At 60.0% G+C, this 19925-nt stretch carries 21 protein-coding genes; 11 read left to right on the top strand and 10 right to left on the bottom strand.

Annotation, left to right across the window (positions count from 1 at the left end):
* Positions 1-61 precede the first annotated feature (61 nt).
* Positions 62-520, bottom strand: coding sequence for an REP-associated tyrosine transposase (locus ORL50_RS23390; protein ID WP_266018414.1), 459 nt, complete (start codon positions 518-520; stop codon positions 62-64).
* Positions 521-735: 215 nt separating this feature from the next.
* Positions 736-1176: a GlcG/HbpS family heme-binding protein gene (locus tag ORL50_RS23385; protein ID WP_266018412.1), complete on the bottom strand. Its 441-nt coding sequence runs from the start codon at positions 1174-1176 to the stop codon at positions 736-738.
* Positions 1177-1443: 267 nt separating this feature from the next.
* On the opposite strand from ORL50_RS23385, the gene gcl reads away from it, so the two are divergent.
* The 9 genes from gcl (at position 1444) to ORL50_RS23340 (ending at position 12710) form a co-directional block, all read left to right on the top strand.
* Positions 1444-3219, top strand: coding sequence for a glyoxylate carboligase (gene gcl, locus ORL50_RS23380; RefSeq protein ID WP_266018410.1), 1776 nt, complete (start codon positions 1444-1446; stop codon positions 3217-3219).
* Between the two features lie 153 nt (positions 3220-3372).
* Positions 3373-4155: a hydroxypyruvate isomerase gene (gene hyi / locus ORL50_RS23375; RefSeq protein WP_266018408.1), complete on the top strand. Its 783-nt coding sequence runs from the start codon at positions 3373-3375 to the stop codon at positions 4153-4155.
* 152 nt (positions 4156-4307) lie between these two features.
* Positions 4308-5198, top strand: a complete 891-nt coding sequence (locus tag ORL50_RS23370; RefSeq protein ID WP_266018406.1) for a 2-hydroxy-3-oxopropionate reductase — start codon at positions 4308-4310, stop codon at positions 5196-5198.
* A 152-nt stretch (positions 5199-5350) separates the two neighbouring features.
* Positions 5351-6631 (top strand): glycerate kinase type-2 family protein, encoded by a 1281-nt coding sequence (locus tag ORL50_RS23365; RefSeq protein WP_266018404.1) that lies wholly within the window; start codon positions 5351-5353, stop codon positions 6629-6631.
* Positions 6621-8036 carry a pyruvate kinase gene (gene pyk, locus ORL50_RS23360; protein WP_266018403.1) on the top strand — a complete coding sequence of 472 codons (1416 nt, stop codon included), beginning with the start codon at positions 6621-6623 and terminating at the stop codon, positions 8034-8036. Before ORL50_RS23365 ends, pyk begins: the two co-directional genes overlap by 11 nt.
* Positions 8037-8181: 145 nt before the next feature.
* A complete protein-coding gene (locus tag ORL50_RS23355) occupies positions 8182-9096 on the top strand; it encodes an urea transporter (RefSeq protein ID WP_266018402.1) in 915 nt (304 codons plus the stop codon).
* A gap of 21 nt (positions 9097-9117) precedes the next feature.
* Positions 9118-9942, top strand: coding sequence for an ion transporter (locus ORL50_RS23350; RefSeq protein ID WP_266018401.1), 825 nt, complete (start codon positions 9118-9120; stop codon positions 9940-9942).
* 115 nt (positions 9943-10057) lie between these two features.
* Positions 10058-11056, top strand: coding sequence for a sulfate ABC transporter substrate-binding protein (locus tag ORL50_RS23345; RefSeq protein ID WP_266018400.1), 999 nt, complete (start codon positions 10058-10060; stop codon positions 11054-11056).
* A gap of 448 nt (positions 11057-11504) precedes the next feature.
* Positions 11505-12710 carry an MFS transporter gene (locus tag ORL50_RS23340; protein ID WP_266018398.1) on the top strand — a complete coding sequence of 402 codons (1206 nt, stop codon included), beginning with the start codon at positions 11505-11507 and terminating at the stop codon, positions 12708-12710.
* Positions 12711-12764: 54 nt separating this feature from the next.
* On the opposite strand, the gene ORL50_RS23335 is transcribed toward ORL50_RS23340, so the two are convergent.
* Positions 12765-13169 carry a type II toxin-antitoxin system HicB family antitoxin gene (locus ORL50_RS23335; protein ID WP_266018397.1) on the bottom strand — a complete coding sequence of 135 codons (405 nt, stop codon included), beginning with the start codon at positions 13167-13169 and terminating at the stop codon, positions 12765-12767.
* Positions 13169-13381, bottom strand: a complete 213-nt coding sequence (locus ORL50_RS23330; RefSeq protein ID WP_266018396.1) for a type II toxin-antitoxin system HicA family toxin — start codon at positions 13379-13381, stop codon at positions 13169-13171. The genes ORL50_RS23335 and ORL50_RS23330 overlap by 1 nt, the downstream gene beginning before the upstream one ends.
* Positions 13382-13578: 197 nt before the next feature.
* Here ORL50_RS23330 and ORL50_RS23325 point away from each other — a divergent pair, with 197 nt between their 5' ends.
* Both ORL50_RS23325 and ORL50_RS23320 read left to right on the top strand, forming a co-directional pair.
* Positions 13579-14046 carry a helix-turn-helix domain-containing protein gene (locus ORL50_RS23325; RefSeq protein WP_266018394.1) on the top strand — a complete coding sequence of 156 codons (468 nt, stop codon included), beginning with the start codon at positions 13579-13581 and terminating at the stop codon, positions 14044-14046.
* On the top strand, positions 14043-14618 hold the full coding sequence (locus ORL50_RS23320; protein WP_266018392.1) for a PIN domain-containing protein: 576 nt from the start codon (positions 14043-14045) through the stop codon (positions 14616-14618). The genes ORL50_RS23325 and ORL50_RS23320 overlap by 4 nt, the downstream gene beginning before the upstream one ends.
* A gap of 45 nt (positions 14619-14663) precedes the next feature.
* On the opposite strand, the gene phnN is transcribed toward ORL50_RS23320, so the two are convergent.
* The 6 genes from phnN to ORL50_RS23290 form a co-directional block, all read right to left on the bottom strand.
* Positions 14664-15233: a phosphonate metabolism protein/1,5-bisphosphokinase (PRPP-forming) PhnN gene (gene phnN / locus ORL50_RS23315; RefSeq protein ID WP_266018390.1), complete on the bottom strand. Its 570-nt coding sequence runs from the start codon at positions 15231-15233 to the stop codon at positions 14664-14666.
* 78 nt (positions 15234-15311) lie between these two features.
* On the bottom strand, positions 15312-15713 hold the full coding sequence (locus ORL50_RS23310; RefSeq protein ID WP_266018389.1) for a hypothetical protein: 402 nt from the start codon (positions 15711-15713) through the stop codon (positions 15312-15314).
* A 12-nt stretch (positions 15714-15725) separates the two neighbouring features.
* Positions 15726-16925: a c-type cytochrome biogenesis protein CcmI gene (ccmI, locus tag ORL50_RS23305; RefSeq protein WP_266018388.1), complete on the bottom strand. Its 1200-nt coding sequence runs from the start codon at positions 16923-16925 to the stop codon at positions 15726-15728.
* Complete coding sequence (locus ORL50_RS23300) at positions 16918-17391, bottom strand: cytochrome c-type biogenesis protein (protein ID WP_266018387.1); 474 nt, start codon at positions 17389-17391, stop codon at positions 16918-16920. The genes ccmI and ORL50_RS23300 overlap by 8 nt, the downstream gene beginning before the upstream one ends.
* Entirely contained in the window at positions 17388-17924 is a 537-nt protein-coding gene (locus ORL50_RS23295) for a DsbE family thiol:disulfide interchange protein (protein WP_266018385.1), read from the bottom strand. Before ORL50_RS23295 ends, ORL50_RS23300 begins: the two co-directional genes overlap by 4 nt.
* Positions 17921-19924 (bottom strand): heme lyase CcmF/NrfE family subunit, encoded by a 2004-nt coding sequence (locus ORL50_RS23290; protein WP_266018384.1) that lies wholly within the window; start codon positions 19922-19924, stop codon positions 17921-17923. The genes ORL50_RS23295 and ORL50_RS23290 overlap by 4 nt, the downstream gene beginning before the upstream one ends.
* Position 19925: the final 1 nt, after the last annotated feature.

Raw genomic sequence — 19925 nt, 5'->3', positions numbered from 1 at the left:
CCAGTCACCTCATCCCCTGTGGGAGCGGGCTTGCTCGCGAAAGCGGCATCTCGGTCCCAAATCAAATCCAGACAGCATCCCACAGCGGATAGTCGCCAAGTTTCTCAACCAACCCCGCTCGCAATGGGTTTGCAACCACATACCGCGCAACTCTCAATAATTCTTCCTCTCGCCGCAGAGCATGGTCATGGAAACCTTGCTGCCAGAGGCTGCCAGCACGGCCGCTCGTCCCATTTATAGATCGGGTGCTCAACGATTTGGCTTGGCACATCAATTGGCTTAGCGATCCCTTGTGTAACTGGATCAACCAGTGAAAGTGGTCTGGCATAACCACAAAAGCCAAGGAGTCAGCAAACCCCTGAACCTGAGCCTGCCTGAATTGATGCACAACTAACCTGCCCAAGCGATAGTCCCTAAACACGGGCTCCCGCTTGAGAGTGTTGGCAGTCAGAAGATAGATGCGGTTGTGTTCGGCGTAGCGACCGATGCGCAAACGATGTGAAGCTGACAGTTCCGGCATTCCTTTGCCTCTCTCATCGATGAGTTCAAGAGAAGGCTAGATCAGCGCATTGCAAACCGAGCGGCACACTTTTAGCTGGATGTGTCTGTGAGATTGCTTTCGCGAGCAAGCCCGCTCCCACAGTGGCCTGAGGTGTTCAGACAATTTGTGTCCTGCACCGGAACCATTGTGGGAGCGGGCTTGCTCGCGAAGGCGATAGGCCAGGCGCTACAAAATCAAGCCACCACCCCCGCATCCGCCCGCAACCCCGACGCTTCAATCGCATTGATCGCGCACTGCTCGTCAACATCCGACAGATCGCCGCTGATCCCCACTGCCCCCAGCACATTCCCCTCCTGATCCCGAATCAACACGCCGCCCGGTGCCGGCACGACGCTGCCTTGCCCAAGGCTGTTCAAGGCCGCAATAAATGCCGGGCGTTGTTGTGCGTCCAGAGCCAGCAGGCGCGAGCCCTTGCCCAGGGCGATGGCGCCCCACGCCTTGCCGATGGCCACCTGCGGGCGCAGCAGGCTGGCGCCGTCTTCGCGTTGTAGCGTGATCAGGTGCCCGCCGGCATCCAGTACTGCAATGGTCAGGGGTGCCGCAGAGATCGCACGCCCGGCGGAGATGGCCTGATTGACCAGGTTGACTGCAACTTTCAAGGTTAAAGCGCTCATGGTGCCGTCCTCATTTTGTTATAGGGAAAGCCAGTGGCCTGCGCGCAAGTGCCGCAGGCCGATGCAACAAATAGAACACAATGAAGTATTTTTTTGTATACAATAATTATCGAAAAGCGCCACATGCGACGAAAAGCCACAGCAGGACAGGCTTCCGACGAATGAAACAGTCGCTTGAGAAAATGGATTGACCTGCGCCGTCCGCCGTGAATACACTCTGCGCAAAGCCACTTGTATACAATTACAAAACGTAAGAGGCACAAAACCATGAGCAAAATGAGAGCAATCGAAGCCGCCGTTCTGGTGATGCGCCGTGAAGGGGTTGATACCGCTTTTGGCATCCCGGGCGCCGCGATCAACCCGCTGTACTCCGCCTTGCAGAAGGTCGGTGGCATCGATCACGTCCTCGCTCGCCACGTTGAAGGCGCCTCGCACATGGCTGAGGGCTACACCCGCACCAAGGCTGGCAACATCGGCGTGTGCATCGGCACTTCGGGACCGGCCGGTACGGACATGGTCACCGGGCTGTACAGCGCCTCGGCCGACTCGATTCCAATCCTCTGCATCACCGGCCAGGCCCCCCGCGCCCGTATGCACAAGGAAGATTTCCAGGCAGTCGACATCACCGCCATCGTCAAGCCGGTGACCAAGTGGTCGACCACTGTCATGGAACCGGGCCAGGTGCCCTACGCATTCCAGAAAGCCTTCTACGAAATGCGCTCCGGCCGCCCAGGCCCAGTGCTGATCGACCTGCCGTTCGACGTGCAGATGGCTGAAATCGAATTCGACATCGACGCCTACGAGCCTTTGCCACTGGCCAAGCCGACCGCTAACCGCGTGCAGATCGAGAAGGCCCTGGCCATGCTCGACCAGGCTGAGCGTCCATTGCTGGTCGCGGGTGGCGGCATCATCAACGCCGACGCCGCCGAACTGCTGGTGGAGTTCGCCGAGCTGACCGGTATTCCGGTTGTCCCAACCTTGATGGGCTGGGGCACCATTCCGGACGATCACCCGTTGATGGTGGGCATGGTTGGCCTGCAAACCTCGCACCGCTACGGCAACGCGACGATGCTCAAGTCTGACCTGGTGCTGGGCGTGGGTAACCGTTGGGCCAACCGTCACACCGGTTCGATCGACGTCTACACCGAAGGCCGCAAATTCATTCACGTCGACATCGAGCCAACGCAGATCGGCCGCGTATTCACCCCGGACCTGGGCATCGTCTCCGATGCTGCTGCCGCGTTGACCGTGTTCATCGAAGTCGCTCGCGAATGGCAAGCTGCCGGCAAGCTGAAAAATCGCAGCGCCTGGCTGCAGGACTGCCAGCAGCGCAAGGCCAGCCTGCACCGCAAGACCCACTTCGACAACGTTCCGGTCAAGCCGCAGCGCGTGTACGAAGAAATGAACCAGGTGTTCGGCAAAGACACTTGCTACGTCAGCACCATCGGTCTGTCGCAGATTGCCGGCGCGCAGTTCCTGCACGTCTACAAGCCGCGTCACTGGATCAACTGTGGCCAGGCCGGCCCATTGGGCTGGACCATTCCGGCAGCACTGGGCGTGGTCAAGGCCGATCCGACCCGCAAGGTCGTGGCGCTCTCGGGCGACTATGATTTCCAGTTCATGATCGAAGAGCTGGCCGTGGGCGCGCAGTTCAAGCTGCCGTACATCCACGTTGTGGTAAACAACTCGTACCTGGGGCTGATCCGTCAGGCCCAGCGCGGTTTCGACATGGACTACTGCGTGCAGCTGTCCTTCGATAACCTGAACGCGCCAGAACTCAACGGTTATGGTGTCGATCACGTCGCGGTCGCCGAAGGCCTGGGTTGCAAGGCCCTGCGCGTGTTCGAACCGGCCCAGATCCAGCCTGCCCTGCGCAAGGCCCAGGAACTGATCGAGGAGTTCAAGGTGCCGGTCATCGTGGAGATTATCCTGGAGCGCGTGACCAACATTTCCATGGGTACCGAGATCAACGCCGTCAACGAGTTCGAAGACCTGGCGCTGGTCGGCAACGACGCACCGACTGCTATTTCGTTGCTTGATTAAGATGAACTGACGAGGTTCCCACTGTGGGAGCGGGCTTGCTCGCGAAGGCTGCGGCAAAGGCAACATTGATGCCGCCTGACACACCGCTTTCGCGAGCAAGCCCGCTCCCACAGGGATCCGGGAACGCCCACCATATATACACGGGAGACCACCATGCCGCGTTTCGCAGCCAACCTGTCCATGCTGTTCACCGAACAGGATTTTCTTGCCCGTTTCGAAGCGGCCGCCAAGGCCGGCTTCAGTGGTGTCGAATACCTGTTCCCCTACGACTTCAGTTCCGCCGAAATCAAGGCCACACTCGATGCCAACGGCCTGACCCAGGTGTTGTTCAACCTGCCGGCCGGTGACTGGGCCAAGGGCGAGCGCGGCATCGCGTGCCTGCCGGACCGCGTCGAAGAATTCCGCGCCGGTGTCGACCTGGCCATCGCCTACGCGCAAGTGCTGGGCAATACCCAGATCAACTGCCTGGCGGGCATTCGTCCACAAGGCGTGGATGACGCCACCGTGGAAAAAACCTTCGTCGCCAACCTCAAGTACGCAGCCGACAAGCTGCAGGCGGCCGGGATCAAGCTGGTGATGGAAGCGATCAACACCCGCGACATTCCCGGTTTCTACCTGAACAACACGGCGCAGGCCCTGTCGATTCGCGAACAGGTGGGCAGTGCCAACCTGTTCCTGCAATACGACATCTATCACATGCAAATCATGGAAGGCGACCTGGCCCGCACCCTGCAATCGCACCTGGGCGAGATCAACCACGTGCAGTTGGCGGACAACCCGGGGCGTAACGAACCGGGCACCGGCGAGATCAACTACCGCTTCCTGTTCGAACACCTGGACCGCATCGGCTACCAGGGTTGGGTTGGCTGTGAATACAAGCCGCTGACCACCACCGAAGCCGGTCTGGGCTGGCTGAAAACCCATAACACAATCTGACACAGACCCCCTGTAGGAGTGAGCCTGCTGCGATGAAATCACCTCGGTGCACCTGATGTGCCGCAGCGCCTGAATCGCGAGCAGGCTCACTCCTACATAAAGCAACAGCTCCCCTATTTGCTTGAGCTACACAAAAACAAGAGGAATTTCTCATGGCTAAAATCGGATTTATCGGCACCGGCATCATGGGCCACCCAATGGCGGCGAACCTGCAGAAAGCCGGTCACAGCCTGTTCCTGTCGGCGCATCACGACGCCGCCCCTGCCGACCTGATTGCTGCAGGCGCGGTCGCCCTGGCCAACCCGAAAGAAGTCGCCCAGGAAGCTGAAGTCATCATCATCATGGTGCCGGACACCCCCCAGGTCGACGACGTGCTGTTCCGTGCCGACGGCATCGCCGCCGGTGTTGGCAAAGGCAAGATCGTCATCGACATGAGCTCCATTTCGCCCACCGCAACCAAGGCCTTTGCGGCCAAGATCAACGAAAAAGGCGCCCAGTACCTCGACGCGCCAGTCTCCGGCGGTGAAGTCGGCGCCAAGGCTGCGACCCTGAGCATCATGGTCGGCGGTGATGCCGATGCCTTCGAACGCGTCCTGCCGCTGTTCCAGGCCATGGGCAAGAACATCACCCTGGTCGGTGGTAACGGCGACGGCCAGACCGCAAAAGTGGCAAACCAGATCATTGTCGCGCTGAACATCCAGGCCGTGGCCGAAGCCCTGCTATTCGCCTCGAAGAATGGCGCCGACCCTGCCAAGGTGCGTGAAGCGCTGATGGGCGGTTTTGCTTCTTCGAAGATCCTCGAAGTGCACGGCGAGCGTATGATCAAAGGCACCTTTGATCCAGGCTTCCGCATCAGCCTGCACCAGAAAGACCTGAACCTGGCCCTGGCCGGTGCCCGCGAGTTGGGCATCAACCTGCCGAACACCGCCAACACCCAGCAAGTGTTCAGCACCTGCGCGGCGATCGGTGGCAGCAACTGGGACCACTCGGCACTGATCAAGGGCCTGGAGCACATGGCGAATTTCTCGATTCGCGATAAATAAGCCCGCCGCAAAACCCTGTGGGAGCGGGCTTACTCGCGAAGGCGGTGGGTCAGGAGATATCAATATTGACTGTGCCGACGCCTTCGCGAGCAAGCCCGCTCCCACAAGGAACCGAGTTGCCCTTCAAATAACAAGAATTCCGGGAGCCTGCCATGTCGGTCGATCCGCAACAATTTCTTCGCGACCTGTTCGCCACCGCCATCGACGCGGCCCATCCGCAACAAGTTCTCGAAGCTTATCTGCCACGTGATCGCACAGGCCGGGTGATCGTAATCGGCGCGGGTAAAGCCGCTGCCGCCATGGCTCAAGTGGTCGAGCGCTGCTGGCAGGGCGAAGTCTCCGGCCTGGTGGTGACCCGTTACGGTCACGGCGCACCTTGCGAAAAAATCGAAGTGGTCGAAGCCGCCCACCCGGTGCCCGATGCCGCTGGCCTGGCTGTGGCCAAACGCGTGCTGGAGCTGGTCAGCAACCTGACCGAAGACGACCGCGTGATCTTCCTGCTTTCCGGCGGAGGTTCGGCTCTGCTCGCCCTGCCCGCAGCTGGCATTACCCTGGCCGACAAGCAGTCAATCAATAAAGCCCTGCTCAAATCCGGCGCCACTATCGGCGAGATGAACTGCGTGCGCAAGCACCTCTCGGCGATCAAGGGTGGCCGTCTCGGCAAGGCCTGCTGGCCTGCAACTGTTTATACCTACGCCATTTCCGATGTGCCGGGCGATCTCGCCACGGTCATCGCATCCGGCCCCACCGTGGCCGACCCAAGCACCAGTGCCGAAGCCCTGGCGATCCTCAAGCGTTATGCCATTGAAGTGCCTGCGTCCGTGCGTGAGTGGCTGCAAAACCCGGAATCAGAAACCGTCAAACCCGATGACCCGAGCCTGGCTCGCAGCCATTTCCAGCTGATCGCCCGGCCCCAGCAGTCGCTGGAAGCGGCCGCAGTCAAAGCCCGCCAGGCCGGTTTCAGCCCGCTGATCCTCGGCGACCTGGAGGGCGAATCCCGGGAAGTAGCAAAGGTGCACGCCGGCATCGCTCGGCAAGTCGTGCTGCACGGTCAACCCCTGCCCGCGCCGTGCGTGATTCTGTCCGGTGGCGAAACCACCGTGACCGTGCGCGGCAATGGCCGTGGCGGACGCAATGCGGAATTCCTTCTCAGCCTGACCGACAGCCTCAAGGGCCTGCCCGGCGTCTACGCCCTGGCCGGCGATACCGATGGCATCGATGGTTCCGAGGACAATGCCGGCGCCATCATGACCCCGGACAGCTACGCCCGCGCTGCAGCCCTGGGCCTGAGCGCCAGTGATGAGCTCGACAACAACAATGGCTACGGTTATTTCCAGGCGCTGGACGCCTTGATCGTCACCGAGCCGACCCGTACCAACGTCAACGATTTCCGCGCCATCCTGATTCTCGAGAGCCCTAAAAATGACGCCTGACAAGAAGGTTAAAATCCTCGCCACCCTCGGTCCCGCCACCGACGGAATCGACGACATCCGAGAGCTGGTGGAGGCCGGGGTCAATATCTTTCGCCTGAACTTCAGCCATGGCGATCACGCCGATCACGCTCAGCGCTACCAGTGGATCCGTGAAGTCGAACGCCAGCTGAACTACCCCCTGGGCATCCTGATGGACCTGCAGGGGCCGAAACTGCGGGTGGGCAAATTCGCCGAAGGCAAAGTGCAACTGGTGCGTGGCCAGGCCCTGCGCCTGGACCTGGATGCAACACCGGGCGATGAACGTCGAGTCAACCTGCCCCACCCGGAAATCATCGCCGCGCTGGAGCCGGGCATGGACCTGCTGCTCGACGACGGCAAGCTGCGCCTGCGAGTAGTGACCAAGTACGCCGACGCCATCGACACCACGGTGCTCAATGGCGGCGAACTGTCGGACCGCAAAGGCGTGAACGTGCCGCAAGCGGTGCTGGAATTGAGCCCGCTGACCGCGAAGGACCGCCGTGACTTGAGCTTCGGCCTGGAGCTGGGCGTGGACTGGGTGGCGCTGTCGTTTGTGCAACGCCCGGAAGACATCCGCGAGGCACGGTCACTGATTGGCGACAGGGCGTTCCTGATGGCAAAGATCGAGAAGCCGTCGGCCGTTACCCAGCTGCGCGAAATCGCCGAATTGAGCGATGCGATCATGGTCGCTCGCGGCGATCTTGGCGTGGAAGTGCCAGCCGAAAGCGTGCCGCAGATTCAGAAAAACATCATCAGCACCTGCCGCCAGCTCGGCAAACCGGTGGTGGTGGCCACGCAGATGCTCGAATCGATGCGCTTCTCGCCTGCGCCGACCCGCGCTGAGGTGACCGATGTCGCCAACGCCGTGGCTGAAGGGGCTGATGCGGTCATGCTCTCGGCGGAGACCGCGTCCGGTGAATACCCGCTGGAAGCCGTGCAGATGATGAGCAAGATTATCCGCCAGGTGGAAAACGGCCCGGACTACCAGACGCAACTGGATGTCAGCCGGCCAAAAGCCGAGGCTACGGTTTCCGACGCGATCAGCTGCGCCATCCGGCGTATCAGCAACGTGCTGCCGGTGGCAGTGCTGGTCAACTACAGCGAATCGGGGGCGTCGAGCCTGCGCGCGGCGCGGGAGCGGCCGACGGTGCCGATCCTCAACCTGACGCCAAACCTGCAGGCCGCCCGCCGCTTGACCGTGGCGTGGGGCGTGCACTCGGTGGTCAATGACCGGCTGCGGCAGGTGGATGAAGTGTGCTCGACAGCGCTGGAGATCGCGCAGGCCCAGGGCATGGCTGAGCGTGGCGATACCTTGCTGATTACTGCGGGTGTGCCGTTTGGACAGCCTGGGTCGACTAACTCGTTGCGTATTGAGACGTTGATCTAGCGCCTGTACTGACCTCTTCGCGAGCAAGCCCGCTCCCACACTGATCTCTGCTCAGCCAATGGATATGTGAACACCACAAATCCACTGTGGGAGCGGGCTTGCTCGCGAAGCAGCCAACTCGGTCCATCTGACACACTGAATAAAAATGCCTGCCAACCACTTCAACACCCACTGCCCCGATTGGGCGACTGCCCTGCTCAACGGCTTCAGCCAGATTTTCCTCCAGCGCCACCCGCTGTTTGGCTTGCTGTGCCTGCTGGCCATCCTTTTTACCGCGCCGGTGCTGCTCGGCGGAGCACTGCTGGGCGGGGTTGCCGGCTTGCTCACAGCCCAGCGCCGCGGCTACGCCAAGGCTGACCGCCAGGCCGGACTGTTCAGCTACAACGGCGTGCTGCTCGGTTTATTGCTGAGCCTGTATTTCCCCTGGTCCGCGTTGCTGCCACCGCTGATCATTGCCGCCGGGGGCCTGAGTGCGATGCTCACACAACAGTGGCTCAAGCGCGTACGGTTCAGCCAATACATGCCCGCCTACACGGCGCCCTTCGTCGGCCTGGGCTGGGTGCTGCTGTGCTTTGCCACGCCCTCGACCACTGCGCACCTGATCGAAATCAATCCGCAGAACGTACTCGCTGCCCCCTTCAAAGGCCTGGGCCAGGTGATGTTCCTCGGTCATCCGTTAGCCGGTGCAATGATTGCCGCGGGCTTGCTCATCGCAGATCGCCGTGCTTTCTGCTGGGCGATGCTGGCCTCTGTCGCAGGCATGGGCTGGAGCATGCTGCATCACGACTTTTACAGTGCATTGATCGGCCTCGGTGGTTACAACGCCGTGCTCGCCGCCCTCGCCTTCAGTTCGCCAGGCCAGAAACCTTGGTTGCCGCTGCTCGGTATCGCAGCGGCGCTGCTGCTGACGCCGGTGTTCGCCGCCATCGGCCTGCCCACGCTGACGGCGCCTTTCATCCTCGCCTGCTGGCTGATCCGCACGATTGTGCAAATGCTCGGCAAGGCCACTGTCACCCATACGCCTTGCGCTCTGGAGGAGAATCAACCTAGGCTTCGCTGATCATTGGTTCAGGCGGTATCCATGGACAGCAGCAAAAACTGGCGTGAAGAGCTTTACGTCATGGTTTTCCAAAGCGACACCAAAGCCGGACGGCGCTTCGACGGCATTCTGCTGTTGATCATCCTGGCCAGCATCGTGATTGTGATGCTCGACAGTATCGACCGCGTCCATCAGAACTACGCCAACGTGCTGGCGTATATCGAGTGGGGCTTCACGGTTATTTTCGCCATCGAGTACGGCTTGCGGCTGTACTGTTCTCCCAAGCCGTTGCGTTACGCATTCAGCTTTTACGGGCTGGTGGATTTGCTAGCGATCGTGCCCGGCATCATCGCGCTGTACTACGCCGACGCGCAGTACCTGCTGATCATCCGCATCATCCGCATGCTGCGGATCTTCCGTGTGCTCAAGCTCAGCCCGTACCTCAAGCAAGCCAACTACCTGATGTCGGCGCTGCGGGGCAGCAAGCAGAAGATCGTGGTGTTCCTGGTCAGCGTCTGCACCCTGGTGACGGTGTTCGGCACGCTCATGTACGTGGTCGAAGGGCCGGAACATGGCTTTACCAGCATTCCCAAAGGCATCTATTGGGCGATTGTCACGCTGACAACGGTAGGCTTTGGCGACATCGTGCCGAAGACCCCGCTGGGCCAAGTGATTTCGTCACTGGTAATGATCACGGGTTACTCGATCATCGCCGTGCCCACCGGGATATTTACCGCCGAACTGGCCAACGCCATGCGCGGTGAGCAGTTGCAACACGACTGCCCGGTTTGCCGCAAGAACAGTCACGAACACGGGGCCGCATTTTGCTCTCGATGTGGCAACGCACTGTTCAAAAAATTGGAATAAGCAAAGAGCTTTTTAATCTTTAAAGGACTATGCCGGTGCCGTTATAGTCGCTGGCAAATTGCCTCGATTTTGCTCAAAAACCTTAGAACACAATATCCAGAACAAGGAATTCGCAGTGAAAAAACTCTTTGGCGCCTCACTACTCGCCGCCGGCCTGGCCCTGACCAGCGTGGCCCACGCCGCACCGACCCTGCTCAACGTTTCCTACGACGTGATGCGCGATTTCTACAAGGACTACAACACTGCCTTCCAGAAGCATTGGCAAGCCGAGCACAACGAGAACATCACCTTGCAGATGTCGTTCGGCGGCTCCAGCAAACAGGCGCGCTCGGTGATCGACGGCCTGCCCGCTGACGTCATCACCATGAACATGGCGACCGACATCAACGCCTTGGCAGACAATGGCAAACTGGTCCCCGATAACTGGGTCACCCGCCTGCCGAACAACAGCGCGCCCTTCACCTCGGCCACTGTGTTCATCGTGCGTAAAGGCAACCCGAAAGCCCTGAAAGATTGGCCAGACTTGCTCAAGGATGGCGTGCAAGTGATAGTGCCGAACCCGAAGACTTCCGGTAACGGCCGCTACACCTACCTGTCGGCCTGGGGTTATGTGCTGAAAAACGGAGGTGACGAGAACAAGGCCAAGGACTTCGTCGGCAAGCTGTTCAAGCAGGCACCAGTGCTCGACACTGGCGGCCGCGCTGCCACTACCACCTTCATGACCAACCAGATCGGCGACGTACTGGTTACTTTCGAAAACGAAGCGGAAATGATCGCCCGCGAGTTTGGCCGCGACCAGTTCGAAGTCATCTACCCAAGCGTCTCCGCCGAAGCCGAGCCGCCAGTGTCGGTGGTCGACAAAGTCGTCGAGAAAAAAGGCACCCGCGCGGCCGCCGAGGAGTACCTGAAATACCTGTGGTCTCCAGAAGGCCAGGAAATCGCCGCAGCCAACTACCTGCGCCCGCGTGACCCGGCAGTCTTGGCCAAGTACACCGATCGCTTCCCGAAAGTGGATTTCCTTTCGGTAGAGAAAACCTTCGGTGACTGGCGCACCGTGCAGAAAACCCACTTTAATGATGGTGGGGTTTTTGACCAGATTTATGGCGACAAGTGATCGCTGAGTGGTAACGAAAAAGGCGACCTTTGCGGTCGCCTTTTTTGTGGGTGTTCTGCTGCCTGTAACCCACAGGACGGGCAGCATGAACTCATGCCCGCCCCAGATTCCTGTAGGAGCGAGCCTGGTCGCGAATAGCTGAAGAACACCACATTCATTCAGGCTACCCGCGTAATCGTTGACCTCCATCGCGAGCAGGCTCACTCCTACGTATAGACCGCTCTCATATTCATTGGACATCGCGATTGGAGTTGGCTTGCCCGCGATAGAGTCGCCCTGTTCGCTATGAGTGCGGATGTAAGTAAATGTATCATCGGCACCTCACAGGCACGCTGATCGCCCCATTCATTCCTCAAGCCAATGATCACTATCAATCCGAACCGGCTTCCGCCCTCCACCCTCGCGCCTTAGCCTGCACGCATTCCCCAATTGCTCAACGAGACATCCCATGACTCCAGCAAACCCAGTGCCTCATGGCACCGCGACAATGACCCGAGGCATGGTGCTGCTATTTGCCTTTTGCTGCGGAGCCATCGTGGCGAACATCTACTACGCCCAGCCGATCATCGGCCTGATCGCGCCGGATATCGGCCTGAACAGCACCATGGCCAGCCTGATTGTTTCGCTGACGCAGATTGGCTACGCGCTGGGCCTGTTCTTCCTGGTTCCGCTGGGCGACCTGCTGGAAAATCGCCGGCTGATGATCATCACCACCCTGGTGGCCATTGCCAGCCTGCTGGGCGCGGCGTTTACCGATCAGCCGAACGTGTTCCTGCTGATCTCGTTGCTGGTGGGTTTCAGTTCGGTGTCAGTGCAAATCCTTATTCCCCTTGCCGCACACTTGGCCCCGGAGGAGTCCCGTGGGCGCGTCGTCGGGGGGATCATGGGCGGTTTGTTGCTGGGGATTCTGTTGGCGCGGCCAGTCTCCAGCGTGATCGCGGACCACTTTGGCTGGCGCGCGATGTTCATAATCGCCGCCGTATTGATGGCAGCAATCAGCATCGTACTGGCCCTGACCATCCCCAAGCGCAAGCCTGATCACAGCGCGTCTTACGCACAACTGCTCGGCTCGTTGTGGACGCTGCTGCGTGAACAGCCAGTGCTGCGTCAGCGCGCGTTCTACCAGGGCTGCATGTTCGCGACCTTCAGTCTGTTCTGGACTGCTGTGCCGCTGGAACTGACGCGCAATCACGGATTGTCACAAACCCAGATCGCGATCTTCGCCCTGGTCGGCGCTATCGGTGCCATCGCAGCGCCAATTGCCGGACGGCTGGCCGATGCCGGGCACACGCGCATTGCTTCACTGCTGGCCCTGGTGTTCGCCAGCCTGAGTTTCCTGCCTGCCTTCATCCACCCGCTCTACAGCGTCATAGGCTTGGCGGTGACCGGCGTGGTGCTGGATTTCTGCGTGCAGATGAACATGGTGCTGGGGCAACGTGCGGTTTATGCCCTGGATGCCAAGAGTCGCAGTCGCCTGAACGCCTTGTACATGACCAGCATCTTCATCGGCGGCGCGTTCGGCTCTTCCGTGGCGAGTGCGGTGTACGAACACGGCGGCTGGTTGTGGATCGTGATTGTCGGCAGCGCGTTCCCGGTGTTGGCGTTGTTGCGGTTCCTGAGTGTTTCAGAGAAGCGTTCACTCGCCAGCGCATAACGGCTCTACGCTTCGCGGGCGAACCTGCCAATCCGCCCGCGTAGAAAAAACGGCTCAGTGACGAACCAGCTTCTCCATCGCCGCGTCGGCCAGAAAAGACGAGCGGCTCTTGATGTTATGGTCGCGCACATAACGATCGATGCGCTGGATGACATACCCGGGCAGCGTCACGTTAACCTTCTCGGTCTTGCCCATGTAGGGCGAGATATCCAACTCCAGCATGCCCCACCCCATGTCTGCGAAGTCGGGATTGCCGCGGTGCAAGGCCGCAGAGGTGGGCATTGGAATCGGATCCCCGCCGCCGGCAATCTCGTGCAGCATGATGTGGGCAATCTCGACGGCCGCGTTGTAAGCATCTTCAAACGTATCCCCAGCCGTAACGGCGCCAGGAATATCGGGGATCTGAATACCGATGGCGGTGTTCTCGTCGCCCCACTCGATACAGATTGGATATTGCATTATGGATCTCCTGCGTAACTGGCGGTCGGGTAGTCGAGCCCGGCGCGCCTCCTGATGCTTTTGACCGTGCCCACCGGCAAATCCTTTTTCGGGTGCGGCACGGGAATCGTGTATGGGTTATAGCGGTGAGTGAAGACGTGATGACTGCCAGTGACCCGATCCAGCACCCAGCCCGCCTCTTCCAGCTCCTTGATCAATAATCTGCTCTGCACCGCCAGCCTCCTTGCTACAACGAAATAAAGATAACCCTGGGGTTATCTTTATTCAAGCACAAAGATTCGAATGTTCACGCCCGAGTGTTTTGCAGCGTGTGATCAATTCGAGCGAGAAAGCCCGAGTTTCGTTTATTGCGATTTTCGATTATTTCGTATAGGTTGCATTCTTCTAATCCAAGAGTTTGGTAAATACCATGTCAGCTATCACCTATCCGCCAATATCTCTCCCTATCGAACGCGAAGTGCAGGCTGCCATCGAAGGTCAACGCGCCTTGGCAGCTTTTATCGCGACGGGTTTTGACACTCAGCACATTCAGATTTTCGACGAGCAAAACATGGCCCATAGCGTGGAACTTCCCACCTCTGCACTGCGTTTGCTGGTCGATATTTTGGCTGAGCTTGCAGCAGGCAATGCCGTCAAGGTCGTTCCGGTTCACGCGGAGTTGACCACACAAGAGGCGGCTGACCTGCTCAACGTCTCACGGCCACACCTGATTAAACTGCTTGAATCCGGCGAATTGTCCTACCACAAAACAGGCAAGCACCGACGTGTGCGTTTTGAACATTTGATGGAATATAAATCCCAGCGTAATGCAGCCAGCGAACAGGCAATGGCGCTTCTCGCAGAACAGGCACAGGCGCTAAGGATAGGATACGAGTGAGGCAATCCTCTTTTACTGCTTTATATGATGCCTGCGTGTTGTATCCCGCGCCCCTGAGAGATTTTTTGATGTGGCTCGCTCTCTCCGGATGCTTCAGAGCTAAATGGTCCGCGGAGATACACGGGGAATGGAAACGCAATCTGCTGAAAAACCGCCCGGATCTGACTGCAGAGCAATTAGATCGAACATCGAGTCTGATGGATCAGGCACTACCCGACGCGTGTGTGACGGGTTATGAAAATTTGATTGGCGGGTTGTCCCTGCCGGACGTCGATGACCGACATGTGCTGGCCGCCGCCATCCGTTGCAACGCGAGCGTCATAGTCACATTCAATACCAAAGACTTCCCTCGCGAAGCTCTGGATTCATTCGGAATTGAAGCTCAGCATCCGGACGAGTTCGTATGCAATTTATTCGGACTGGACAGTGCGGCCGTGATTGCCGCAGCTCAACGCCAACGAAAGCAGTTGAGAATGCCGCCAATGGAGGTTGTTAGTTACCTAGATCTTCTATTACGCCTCGGCTTGGTCCAGTCGAGTAAAACTTTGGCCCGCTATTCGGCAATTCTTTGAAAGATGTGGCGAACTAACGAACACATTCATGGCACTGCCTTAGTCCTAGCCGCGGGTCGACTCCCCATCAACACACCTCAACAAGCACTCCACCGTATCCTCCAGCGCCCCCGAATTATCGATGACACACAGCGTCGGATCGTGTTCCGCCAATACCTGCTCACTGAACCACGCATTGCGAGCCAGCCGGGCCCGGATCTCTTCGACTGATTCGCGCCCCCGCGCCAGCAAGCGCTCGCGCAGAACGCTCTGCTCCACGGTCAGCAACAGGACAAGCAAATCCGGATAACGCTGCCGCGTGGCTGGCAGGTGTCCGCGGGAGCCATTGACCAGCACGTTGTACCCAGCAGCCAGCCAATCGTCGATCTCACGGGGAATGCCATAACACAACCCGTTGGCGCGCCAGCTCAAGGCGAATTCGCCCTGGGCTTCGAGCTGGGTGAATTCATCGAGGCTCACGCCCCGCGCCAACTCTCCCAGCGCTTCAGCCGAGCGGGTAATCACCCGCCGCACGATGCGGCAGTTACGTTCGGTCAACCGCGTTCGTGCGGCATCCAGCAGGCTGTCCTTGCCCGAACCTGAAGGTCCGATGAGATAGATCAACCTGCCTGACATCAATTCACTCTCTTCACTTTTCGCAGGATTGGGTAAACGTTCGGCAATCAAGAAGGCGACCCTGAGGTCGCCTTTGCGTCACTTGAACTGCCGACCCAAACCGCTGGGCACGCCATGGATGTCAGTGTCTTCCCATGGACCATTCGGGCTGATGGAGCGGCTCCAGCCGTTGTTCCAGCGATAATAGGTGCGCTGGCGGTAGAAGGTATTGGTCTGGTCATCGAGCACATATACGCCAAGCTTGGCATCCCAATGGCTGTTGCCACCCGGCGGCGGCGCGAAGCTCGCCGAAGTGCGGGGTACCGGCTTGGCGGGTTTCGCCGGCACGCTCGGCTTGCTCGGCGTCGGCGCCGTAGAAGGCGTGGGCTTGGGCTGCGATGGCGGGATCGGCGGCAGCGGCGCTGGCTCGGGCCGCTGGACCGCACAAGCGCTTAACCCCAGGACCATACTGAGCAGGGTGATACGGGCGAAGGCGGTCATAAGCGGTTCCTGTTATTTATCCGGACTGTCGATGGTCAGTTGTTGTGGCGCGGCGGTGCTGCTGGCCAAAGGCTGGCTACGTCCGATCCACTCGCCGGCAGTCGGTTGGCCGGCACGGGAGACTCGCGCAACCAGTTGGACTTCAGGGAAGTTGGACAGTTTCAACTGCGGCATCATTGCATCGGCATCGCCCAGTTCAACGCTCGCCGGCAAGTCGGCAACGGTCAGGCGCTTGGCTGCCAGCGGTGCCGGAGGGCCGGAGGTGGCGCGAGCGAAGATGAACACACTGTCACCCGGCAGAACCTTGGCCTTCAACTCGGGAGCAAGATCGACGGTGACCTTCAGCAGTGCCGCCTTGACCACCGGCGCCTGGGCGACTTTGCCGCCGCCAGCTTCGAGTTTCTCACTGGCCCGGGCGATACCGCCTTGCAACGCTGCACGGGACTTGTCCTCTGGCGGCAATTGCGCCAGCAGCCGATTCCAATAGTCGATGGCCTCCTGGTAACGCTCGCCCTCGAAGGCCGCGATGCCCAGCAGCCCCAGGCTGGTGACTTCTTTCGGATCGGCCTTCAAGGCTTCGTCGGTCAAGCCCTGGACCTTGTCCGACCATTTCTTGCCGTCGGCGAAGTATTGCGCTTGCGCCCACTGGCCGAGCAGCTCAGGTTGACGACCGGCCAAAGCCACTGTGCGTTCGAACATCTTTGCCGCATCGCCAGGACGGTCCTGGGCCATGTAGGTACGACCCAGGAAGTACAAACCTTCTGCGGAATCGGGCTGAGCCGCGACCGCGCGCTCCAGGCGCAGGGTCATCTCTTCCATGGACTGTGGAGCCTGGGCAAATTCACGGGTCAGCTCGACTTTGTCGCTGGCACCGAAATGCAGGTACAGACCAAGGCCCAGCACCGGCACCAGAATCGCCGCCAACAGCGGCAAGGGTTTGCCCAGGCGCGATACACGCGGTGCCGCGACGCCTTCGGTGTCGGCCAGCAGTTCACGGGCCGCTTCGGCACGACCGGTGTCCATTTGCGCGGCGTTGAGCACGCCCTCTTCCTGCTGGGTTTGCAACTCAGCCACGCGCTCCTGATACAGCGCGACGTTCAGGGCAGTACGATCCTCTTCGAGCTGGGCGCGACGGCCACGCAAAACAGGGATCAGCAGAAAACTCAGGGCAACCAGAAGCAGCAGGCCTGCAGCGAGCCAGAAATCAATCATTCTTGGTTTTATCCAACAGGTGGTCGAGGCGCTCGCGCTCATCCAGGGAGAGCGAGTCCGGGCTATCGGTGCGCAGGACGCGGCGACGGCGAACTATCACGGCAATGATCACGAAACCACCCAGCAATAAGCCGGCGGGGCCGAACCAGAGCAGTGCAGTCTTGGCATTGAGTGCCGGTTTGTAGCGGACGAAATCACCGTAACGATCGACCATGAAGTCGATGATCTGCTGATTGTCCTTGCCCTCGCCGAGCATGCGGAAAATCTCTTTGCGCAGATCTGCGGCAATCGGCGCATTGGAGTCGGCGATGTCCTGGTTCTGGCACTTGGGGCAACGCAGTTCCTTGGTCAGCTCGCGAAAACGCTCGCGATCACCTTCCTTGGCGAACTCGTAGGTGTCGATGGCTGCATGGGCCACGCCGGCCATGCTCAAGCCCAGTACTGCGGCGGCAATCCAGCGCTTCATGGCTTGGCCTCGTCGACCAGCGCCTGATACTTGGCGGCCAGTTTTTCGCGCCAGACCTGTTCGTCGATAACCCCGACGAACTTGTCGCGGATGATGCCCTTGGCGTCGATGAAGAAAGTCTCCGGAGCACCGTAGACTCCTAGGTTCAGGCCCAGGGTGCCTTCGTCGTCGCGGATATCCAGCTGATAAGGGTTGTGGAACTCCGCCAGCCACTTCAAGGCATCTGCGTTGACGTCCTTGTAGTTGATGCCGTAGATCACCACGCCCTGCTCGGCCAGCTTGTTCAGGACCGGGTGCTCGACCCGGCAGGAAATGCACCATGTGCCCCAGACGTTGACCAGCGCCGGCTTGCCAAGGATGTCCGCCCGGGTCAGCGTCTTGTCACCCTGCACGGCAGGCAGGGAGAACTCCGGGAACGGTTTGTTGATCATCGCCGACGGCAACTCGGCCGGGTCCAGATACAACCCGCGGTACAGAAACACCGCCACCACCAGGAAAATCGCCAGCGGCAGCAACATCAACCAACGTCTCATGCAGTGGCTCCCGACATGCCCAGTGCTTCACGCACGCGGCTTTTGACCTTGACCCGATAACGCCGATCCAGCGCCGCCAGCAAACCGCCGAAACCGGTGAGCAAGCCGCCGAACCAGATCCAGCGCACGAACGGCTTGACGTGCACGCGTACGGCCCAGGCGCCTTCGCCCAGGGGTTCGCCGAGGGCGACGTAGAGGTCACGGGTGAAACCGGCATCGATCCCGGCCTCGGTCATGACTGAGTTCTGCACGGTATAGAGGCGTTTTTCCGGGTGCAGCACGCTGATTTCCTGGCCATCCTTGATCACCCGAACGGTGCCCTTGTCGGAGGTGAAGTTCGGGCCTTCGAAGTGTTTGGCACCTTCGAACACAAACTGGTAACCGCCCAGGCTCATGGATTCACCCGGCGCCAGGCGCAGGTCGCGCTCGGCACTGTTCTGGCTCGACAGCACGACGCCCAGGGCGCACACGGCGATGCCCAAATGCGCGAGCTGCATGCCCCAGTAGCTGCGAGTGAGGGTCGGCAGGCCTTTGATCAGCCCCTTGTGACGAGTCTTGTCGAAGATGTCGCGCACGCCGGCCAGCAATACCCAGGCGGCAAGCATGAAAGTCGCGATGACGGCCCAGTTGAAATCGCCATAGGCGACACCGGCGATCACCGCCAGGGCAGCACTGCCGAGCAATACCGGGGTGAGCATGCCCACCAGCCATTTGACCGGGGTGTCTTTCCAGCGCACCAGCATGCCGACCGCCATCACCACCATCAGCAGTGCCATCAGCGGGATGAACAGCGCGTTGAAGTACGGCGGGCCAACCGACAGCTTGGCGCCGGTCATGGCGTCCAGGATCAACGGATACAAGGTGCCAAGCAGGATCATCGAAGCTGCAACCACCAGCACCAGGTTGTTGCCCAGCAGCAGGGTTTCCCTGGACCAGAGGTTGAAACCTACATGACTCTTCACCACTGGCGCGCGCAGGGCGAACAAGGTCAGCGAACCACCGACCACGAATAGCAGGAAGATCAGGATGAACACGCCGCGCTCCGGATCGGAGGCAAACGCATGCACCGAGGTCAGCACGCCGGAGCGCACCAGGAAGGTACCCAGCAGGCTCAAGGAGAACGCGGCAATCGCCAGCAGTACGGTCCAACTTTTGAACACGCCACGTTTTTCCGTGACGGCCAATGAGTGAATCAACGCGGTGCCGACCAGCCAAGGCATGAAGGAGGCGTTCTCCACCGGGTCCCAGAACCACCAGCCACCCCAGCCGAGTTCGTAGTAGGCCCACCACGAACCGAGGGTGATGCCGATACCGAGGAACGCCCAGGCGACGATGGTCCACGGACGCGACCAGCGCGCCCACGCTGCATCAAGACGACCGCCGAGCAACGCGGCAATGGCAAACGCGAACGCCACGGAGAAGCCCACATAACCCATGTAGAGCATCGGCGGGTGAACGATCAGGCCGATGTCCTGCAGCAGCGGATTGAGGTCGCGGCCGTCGGTAGGGATCTGCGGCAGAATGCGCGCGAACGGGTTTGACGTCAGGATCAGGAACAGCAGGAAACCGGTACTGATCATGCCCATGATTGCCAGTACCCGGGCCAGCATCACTTGCGGCAGCTGTCTTGAGAATACCGACACGGCAAAGGTCCAGCCGCCCAGGATCAATGCCCACAGCAGCAACGAACCTTCGTGCGCGCCCCACACGGCGCTGAACTTGTAGTACCACGGCAAGGCGCTGTTGGAGTTGCTGGCGACGTACTCCACGGAGAAGTCGTCCGCCATGAACGCATACGTCAGGCAACCAAAGGCAAACAACAGGAACGCGAACTGTCCCCAGGCCGCCGGTTGCGCGAGGCTCATCCACAAGCGATCGCCGCGCCAGGCGCCGAGCAATGGCACCACGGACTGAACCAGGGCAAAACACAGCGCCAGGATCATGGCCAGGTGGCCCAGTTCCGGGATGTACAGCCCGGCGCTGTAGAGTCCAGCAGTCATC

The sequence above is a fragment of the Pseudomonas sp. RIT-562 genome (assembly GCF_026241895.1).
GTDB classification, from domain to species: Bacteria; Pseudomonadota; Gammaproteobacteria; order Pseudomonadales; family Pseudomonadaceae; genus Aquipseudomonas; species Aquipseudomonas mandelii_F.
Note: the sequence above shows the minus strand (reverse complement) of the source record. Positions and strands in the feature narration are given on the sequence as shown.